Origin of the sequence: Streptomyces glomeratus (assembly GCF_021462825.1) — a bacterium.
GTDB classification, from domain to species: Bacteria; Actinomycetota; Actinomycetes; order Streptomycetales; family Streptomycetaceae; genus Streptomyces; species Streptomyces glomeratus.
In genome coordinates, this window is record NZ_JAKEEB010000078.1 from 1 (window position 1) to 6,904 (window position 6,904).

At 67.2% G+C, this 6,904-nt stretch carries 8 protein-coding genes and 1 pseudogene; 3 read left to right on the forward strand and 6 right to left on the reverse strand.

Annotated elements, in window-relative coordinates; genetic code table 11:
- The coding region (locus tag LZ604_RS35190; protein ID WP_234515494.1) for a transposase at positions 1-93 on the forward strand (93 nt) is incomplete at its 5' end.
- A 417-nt stretch (positions 94-510) separates the two neighbouring features.
- On the opposite strand, the gene LZ604_RS35195 is transcribed toward LZ604_RS35190, so the two are convergent.
- Positions 511-984: an ATP-binding protein gene (locus LZ604_RS35195; RefSeq protein WP_234520279.1), complete on the reverse strand. Its 474-nt coding sequence runs from the start codon at positions 982-984 to the stop codon at positions 511-513.
- 219 nt (positions 985-1,203) lie between these two features.
- A complete protein-coding gene (locus tag LZ604_RS35935; protein WP_308283718.1) occupies positions 1,204-1,803 on the reverse strand; it encodes an ANTAR domain-containing protein in 600 nt (199 codons plus the stop codon).
- Positions 1,804-1,914: 111 nt separating this feature from the next.
- Here LZ604_RS35935 and LZ604_RS35205 point away from each other — a divergent pair.
- A pseudogene (locus tag LZ604_RS35205) lies at positions 1,915-2,090 on the forward strand (L-threonylcarbamoyladenylate synthase); the annotation flags it as partial.
- A gap of 96 nt (positions 2,091-2,186) precedes the next feature.
- Here the strand turns inward: LZ604_RS35205 and LZ604_RS35210 are convergent.
- The 4 genes from LZ604_RS35210 to tnpA form a co-directional block, all read right to left on the reverse strand.
- Positions 2,187-2,549, reverse strand: coding sequence for a hypothetical protein (locus LZ604_RS35210; RefSeq protein ID WP_234520281.1), 363 nt, complete (start codon positions 2,547-2,549; stop codon positions 2,187-2,189).
- Positions 2,546-4,258 (reverse strand): aa3-type cytochrome oxidase subunit I, encoded by a 1,713-nt coding sequence (ctaD, locus tag LZ604_RS35215; RefSeq protein WP_234520284.1) that lies wholly within the window; start codon positions 4,256-4,258, stop codon positions 2,546-2,548. The genes LZ604_RS35210 and ctaD overlap by 4 nt, the downstream gene beginning before the upstream one ends.
- Positions 4,259-4,718: 460 nt before the next feature.
- Positions 4,719-5,462, reverse strand: coding sequence for a transposase (locus LZ604_RS36720; protein ID WP_505016496.1), 744 nt, complete (start codon positions 5,460-5,462; stop codon positions 4,719-4,721).
- Positions 5,366-5,641 carry an IS200/IS605 family transposase gene (tnpA, locus tag LZ604_RS35220; RefSeq protein ID WP_505016497.1) on the reverse strand — a complete coding sequence of 92 codons (276 nt, stop codon included), beginning with the start codon at positions 5,639-5,641 and terminating at the stop codon, positions 5,366-5,368. The genes LZ604_RS36720 and tnpA overlap by 97 nt, the downstream gene beginning before the upstream one ends.
- Positions 5,642-5,738: 97 nt before the next feature.
- Here tnpA and LZ604_RS35225 point away from each other — a divergent pair.
- The coding region (locus tag LZ604_RS35225; protein WP_234520286.1) for an RNA-guided endonuclease InsQ/TnpB family protein at positions 5,739-6,904 on the forward strand (1,166 nt) is incomplete at its 3' end.

The window sequence follows — 6,904 nt, forward strand, 5'->3', positions numbered from 1 at the left end:
TTCTGGTCCCGCTCCTACTTCGCCGGCTCGTGCGGCGGCGCACCGCTCAGCATCGTCCGCCAGTACATCGAAGGCCAAAAGCGGCCCACCTGACCCTCACCGACGAGGCGCAGCGAACTCCGGCGCTGCGCGCCTCCGGTCCGAGGATGCGTTTCCTTCCCCGGCTGAAGCCGGGGACACCCACACAAGATCAGGGATGGAGCCCCCGGCTCTCTTCGGCACCATGCCGGGCGGGGCAGGCACGCGACTGCACCCGAAAGCCCGGCGGTTGGGTCTGGAAGCGTGCGGCATCGCGGATACGGCGTACCAAGGGCTGCACTGGAATCTGGGCGCCTTACGGCTACGCGACCGGCTGGACGAGCCGCTGTGTACAGGGCCTTCGGCTTGGGTAGCGGCGGCTTCGCGGCGCCGCTGGGCTCGCACCGCCTCGATCGCAGTCGGCTGCTCGCCGGCCTCGGTGCGAGGCAACGGCGGTTGACGCTCCGCACTTGATCTTGAAGGTGTAGGCGGTTACAGCTGGCGGCCGGCGGGACTGCCTGCGGAATCGTCGGCCAGGGCGATGGTCGCGGTGATGCGCTTCCCGACCGGTTCACGGCGGGCGGTGAAGCCTTCGCTGACGGTCAGGATGATCTCAAGTCCGTGCTGGCCGACTCGGCCGGGATCGGCGGCGCGGGCGATCGGCAGCGTCGGCTCGCTGTCCCAGACCGTGATGTCGAGCGCGCCGTCGGTTGCCTCCAGGGTCAGCATGCAGGGGCCCGGCGCGTACTTGCGGGCATTGGTGACCAGCTCGCTGACGACCAGCTGGACCATGCCCATGACCCGGCCGGACACGGGAAGGCCGTGCACGGCTTGCAGGTCGGCCAGGAAGGTGCGGGCCAGGTCCCGCGCTGCGGCGATTTCCTCGCTGCCCTCGAACGCGGCCGTGACGGTGATGGGCGCATCGACCAGCGACTGACGGTCCTCACCGTGTGCAGCCTGATCCATCGCGCCCCGCCTTGCACCCACTAGCCTGGGTCATGACGGCACATGCCCCCGAAACATCATTCCACGCATGCAGTCCACCGGAAGAAGGATGATCAGGGTTTCGGGCCAGGCTGGTCTGCGGTTCCGGCCGAGCGGGAAAACGGCAATGGGCCGCTTCGCCCCCAGGTACTGAGGCCCTTTGCCGGTCGGGTGCTCACCCACTGCCCGTGCATGCCACTCTCACGCGCGGCGGCGCCACGCTTCGACCGCTGCCGCGAGATGGTCCTGCAACTCGGGGGGCATTGGGTCCCGGCCGGTCGCGGCCGCCGTCACCGCCTTCGCGACCGAGCGCAGTTTGATATTGCTGTGCTGCGAGACCATCACCAGGATCTCGAAGGCGTCATCGGGCAGGCACCTGAAACCCGCCATCAGCACCCCCCGCGCCATGTCGATGACCGGTCGGCTCTCCATCGCCTCTCTGTACTGGGCGTTTTCGCATTCGAGCTCCGCCAGCCGTTCCCGTTCGGGTGTGCCGGCATCTGCACTCGCTGTTGTCCGGCTACCGCACGGCGAGGAAGCGTGTCCTTGGCTGGGGCCACGCCGGACGTACGCGCGCTGGGCAGGTCGCATAGAAAGCCCCTGCCCCGTCCGCCCACCGGCATACGCCATCACAGGGTCAAGGTCACTGGGACGGACCGGCCGGTGCCGCAGGCCGCCGGCCCGGCCGTCCTGGCCATCCCGGGTCGTGCCCTGCTGTCCCGTCATGGACGAGACGACGCCCCGGGCCGGTTTTACGGTGCTGGCTGCTACTCCGGCCTGGGGGAACGACAGAACAGCCATCAGCGCTGAGCAGTTGATCTTGAACGGTTGAGGGGATCCATGAAAATCGTGGCTGGCGCTGAGATTGATCAGGACCGTTGCCGGTCCCTGATGTGCTCCTAGGATGGCGGCGTGCCGGCAAGAACCAGTGACATCGAGAAGGCGGCCGGTGCGCTGCGCGCCGGCGGCCTGGTGGCCCTCCCGACCGAACCGTCTACGGTCTGGGCGCCAACGCCGAGGACCCCGCCGCCACCATCGCGCGCATCTTCCAGGTCAAGGGGCGTCCGTCCTCCCACCCGCTGATCGTCAGGCGGTGCCGGAGTGGGAGAGCTGTCACCTTGGCTGAGTAGAGAGCCGGGTCCGGCAAGTCGTCGGCCGATGTCGCCATGGGGGAGGTGCGAGTCTTAGCGTGCCAGTATCGATGCCAGGGCGCTCGTTCCCGTAGCGCAGGCGAGAACGGCTGCAGCGCAGGCGGCGTGGCCTTTGAGCAGGCTTCGCCGCAAGGCGGCGTAGCGCGCTTCGTACTCGCTACGCAACTGCTCGGCCCGGCCGGCTACGGTCCGCAGCATCTGGCGGGTGATCTCCAGACGCTGCTGGACGTAGTGGTCGGTGATGTCCTCCGCTTGCGTGCTGGTCAGCCAGGGAAGCCGGGCGCAGAGGGTCTGTGCCTCGCGCAGTGCCTGGTCCCGCTCGGCGCACAGCAGGAGGTAGCCCTCGACTTCGTTGGCCAACGCCGCGCCCTGCTCCCCGCGAGGAACCTGGGTCACGACCGGTCGCCTTCGTGTCCGGCGGCGTCGATGGCGTCGCGCCTGCCGGTGGTCGCCTTGTGGTCCAGTTGCGCCAGGTCCGGGTGGTGCAGGTCGAAGGCGGGGGACTCGGAGCGGACGCGGGGCAGCGTGGTGAAGTTGTGGCGCGGGGGCGGGCAGGAGGTGGCCCATTCCAGGGAGCGGCCGAATCCCCATGGGTCGTCGACCTCGACGCGCTTGCCGTACTGGGCGGTCTTCCAGACGTTGTACAGGAACGGCAGGGTGGACAGGCCCAGCAGGAAGGCGCCGATGGAGGAGATGGTGTTCAGCCAGGTGAAGCCGTCGGCGGCGAGGTAGTCGGCGTAGCGGCGGGGCATGCCCTCGGCGCCGAGCCAGTGCTGCACCAGGAAGGTGGTGTGGAAGCCAACGAACAGGGTCCAGAAGTGGATGTACTCCAGGCGGGTGTCGAGCATGGTGCCGGTCATCTTCGGCCACCAGAAGGAGAACCCGGCGAACATCGCGAAGACGATCGTGCCGAACAGCACGTAGTGGAAGTGGGCAATGACGAAGTAGCTGTCGGTGACGTGCCAGTCCAGCGGCGGCGAGCCGAGGATGACACCGGTCAGGCCGCCGAAGAGGAAGGTCACCAGGAAGCCGGCCGCCCACAGCATGGGGGGCTCGAAGGACAGCGAGCCCGTCCACATCGTGCCGATCCAGTTGAAGAACTTCACGCCCGTCGGCACGGCGATGAGGTAGGTCATGAAGGAGAAGAACGGCAGCAGGACCGCGCCGGTGGCGAACATGTGGTGCGCCCAGACGGTGACCGACAGTCCAGCGATGGAGATGGTGGCCCCCACGAGTCCCATGTAGCCGAAGATCGGCTTGCGGGCGAAAACAGGGATCACTTCGGTGATCACTCCGAAGAACGGCAAGGCCAGGATGTAGACCTCGGGGTGGCCGAAGAACCAGAACAAGTGCTGCCACAGGATCGCTCCGCCGTTCGCGGCGTCAAACACGTGGGCACCGAATTTGCGGTCCGCCTCCAAAGCGAACAGAGCTGCCGCCAGGACGGGGAAGGCGAACAGGACGAGGACCGAGGTGAGCAGGACGTTCCAGGTGAAGATCGGCATCCGGAACATCGTCATGCCCGGGGCTCGCATGCAGATGACGGTGGTGACGAAGTTGACCGCCCCGAGGATGGTCCCGAACCCGGACAAGGCCAGTCCCATGACCCACAGATCGCCGCCGAGGTGTGCGGTCCGGGTGGGCCCGCTGAGCGGCGTGTATGCGGTCCAGCCGAAGTCTGCGGCGCCGTTGGGGGTGAGGAACCCGCCCATCGCGATCAGGGCGCCCAGAAGGAAGAGCCAGTACGACAGCATGTTCAGCCGCGGAAAGGCCACATCCGGTGAGCCGATCTGCAGAGGCATGACGGCGTTGGCGAAACCGGCGAAGGTCGGAGTGGCGAACAGCAGCAGCATGATGGTGCCGTGCATGGTGAACGCCTGGTTGTACTGCTCCTCGGAGAGGATCTGCAGTCCCGGCCTGGCGAGCTCGGCCCGGATCGCCATGGCCAGCAGCCCGCCGATCAGGAAGAACACGAACGACGTGGCCAGGTACAGGTTCCCGATCTTCTTGTGGTCCGTCGTGGTGATCCAGGAGACGATCACCCGGCCCCTGCCGCGACGTCCCTCGGCCGGTACGAGTGTAACCGGCGCAGTCTGTGAGGTCATCAGCTTCCTTGTATGGCTAGCAACCACCGCAAAAACACCTTACGGCGCAAAACTCTCGTAAATGAGCCCAAAGTGCACGTCCATCCGCGGAGAAGTTGCCGGGACGCCGGGTAACCAAGTGCACGACAACCAAGGGGGCGTCCAACGGGTGACAGGCCTGCTCTGCTGATTCCGCTCGCCTGCATCGACGGGCAAGGCGGACCTGACTTCCGGTTGCTACCTCACACGGCGGCCACAGACCCCAGGCGTCCGTGACAGGGCGGTGAGGGCAGGGTGTCCAGGTCGCCTGTCACAGAGGTCCTTTGACACCGTGTCTGCGTTCGAGCGCGCACACGGGATGTCCCGCCGGTGTCCACACTCAAGCCGCCAACTCGGCCGCACCGCCTTACCGGTTCCCACATCGGCTGCTCTCGAGAAGGTGATGCTCTTACCACGTGATCATCCATCGGACGCATGCGCCTCAAAGGCCGACGGCTACGATCCGCCGGTATATGACACCTGATCTGTCGGCGACGGCCAGAGTGGAATCGGCCGACGTCACACCGGGGCCGGAGGGCTTGCGGGTTCCAAGAAGCCAACGATCCGAACACCGGCGCGGTGAGCGCGGGGGTGGGGGTGGCAATGACGCCGGGCGCGGTAGCAGCACCGGCCATGGCACAGAGCCGCAGCGGCCCACGGTGGCCGTCCAGATGCGACCGAGGCCGCAGCCCCCGCTGCGAAGGGACTCGCCTGCACAGACGACGCCGCCAGCCAGACCGCGACGGTTACCTGGGTGGGACCCCGAGGACCGGCGGACGGCATCTGCCGGCCGGGCCTGTACGGTCCGACACCGCAGTACCTGCTTCACCGCGCCCCCGGCCGATGCGGCCAAGTCGACGCCGGACAGCTGCCGCCCGTCCCCGGTCGGCTGTGCGATGAGACTCGTCGTTTCCGCCACGTCCGCCTCCCACGAGCATCCATCCCTTGTTCTTCGCAGCGAATCCCGGCCTTCAGGCCGGGCGTGAATGCGATCCTTGGCTCGGAGGCGTGCAGCGCCGGAGGTCTCTGCGCTTGTGTGGTGACGGTCAGTTGGGCGTTTTTGGTTCTCGATGTAGTCCTTGACGATGCTCAGCGGTGCGCCGCCGCAGGATGCTGCGAAGTAGGACGGGGACCAGAACACGAGCCCGTCCCGATCCGGTTGATCCGGTTGTTCCGGCCGGTGCACTGCGCGCGCAGGTACCGGGAGCTGACGTCTTTGAGGCTGTTGACGAGCTTGGACAGGGCGACCTTTGGCGGGTAGTGCACGAGAAGGTGGACGTGATCGCCTTCGCCGTTGAACTCCCGCAGCTGTGCGCCGAAGCTCTCGCATACGTCGCGCGTGATCTTCTCGCGGCGTGTCAGCATTTCGCCGTTGAAGACTTCACGTCGGTACTTCGTGACAAACACCAAGAGCGCGTGGAGGTAGGATCGAACGATTCCACCGGAGGGGGTGGGCTTCGGGATGATCCGTGCGTACAAGTTCCTGATGCGGCCCACCGTCCGGCAGGGCCAGGCGCTCGCCGGGATGCTGCGGGACCACTGCTTGCTCTACAACGCGGCGTTGCAGGAACGCCGCGACGCCTACCAGCACGTCTCGAAGACCACGGTCACGTACGGGATGCAGTCCGCGCAGCTCAAGGAGATCCGGGCGTTCGATGCGGAGTGTCAGGGCCGCTGGTCGTTCAGCTCGCAGCAGGCCACCTTGCGCCGTCTGGACAAGGCGTTTGCCGCGTTCTTCCGCCGGGTCAGGTCCGGCGATGCCCCGGGCTACCCGCGCTTTCGCGGGGTGAACTGGTTCGACACGGTCGACTTCCCCAAGGACGGGGACGGCTGCCGGTGGAATTCCACCCCGCACGACCCGGTCACTCGCGTCCGCTTTCAGGGCGTGGGCCACGTCAAGGTCAACCAGCACCGGGCCGTGGTCGGCAGGATCAAGACCGTGTCGGTCAAGCGCGAGGGCCGTTGGTGGTTCGTCGTGCTGACCGCCGAGCAGGACCGGCCCGAACCGCTGCCCGCGACCGGCTCCACGGTCGGCATCGACCTGGGCATCGCGAACTTCCTCGCCGACTCCAACGGCGGGTTCGTGCCCAATCCGCGCCACGGTCGCCGTGCAGCCGACAAGCTCCAAGCGGCGCAGCAGGCCCTGTCCCGGTTCCCGCGCCGCAAGGCGAAGGACCGGACCGCCGGCCACCAGCGGGCGGTGGAGAAGGTCGCCCAGCTTCACAGGAAGGTGCGTCGCCAGCGGCTCGACCACGCGCACAAGACCGCGCTCGGCCTGGTCCGCGCACACGACTTCATTGCGCACGAAGACTTAAAGATCCACAACATGGGCAAGGCCCCCGCACCGAGACCCGACCCCGGCCGGCCGGGTACCTTCCTGCCCAACGGGGCCGTGGCCAAAGCCGGGCTCAACAGGTCGATCAACGATGCCGGATGGGGGGTGTTCCTGACGATCCTGCACGCCAAGGCTGAAAGCGCCGGACGGGAAGTGATCGCCGTCAACCCCCGCAACACCTCCCGCGCCTGCCCCGAATGCGGGCACACCGCGAAGGAGAACCGGCCCACACAGCAGAAGTTCCACTGCGTCTCGTGCGGCCACCACGCGCACGCTGACACGGTGGGCGCTCT

Bases quoted from the DNA above. Each gene is read 5' to 3' on its own strand.
- LZ604_RS35195 (WP_234520279.1), bottom strand. From the start codon at position 984: ATGGATCAGGCTGCACACGGTGAGGACCGTCAGTCGCTGGTCGATGCG.
- LZ604_RS35935 (WP_308283718.1), bottom strand. From the start codon at position 1,803: ATGGCTGTTCTGTCGTTCCCCCAGGCCGGAGTAGCAGCCAGCACCGTA.
- ctaD (WP_234520284.1), bottom strand. From the start codon at position 4,258: ATGACCTCACAGACTGCGCCGGTTACACTCGTACCGGCCGAGGGACGT.
- tnpA (WP_505016497.1), bottom strand. From the start codon at position 5,641: ATGCTGACACGCCGCGAGAAGATCACGCGCGACGTATGCGAGAGCTTC.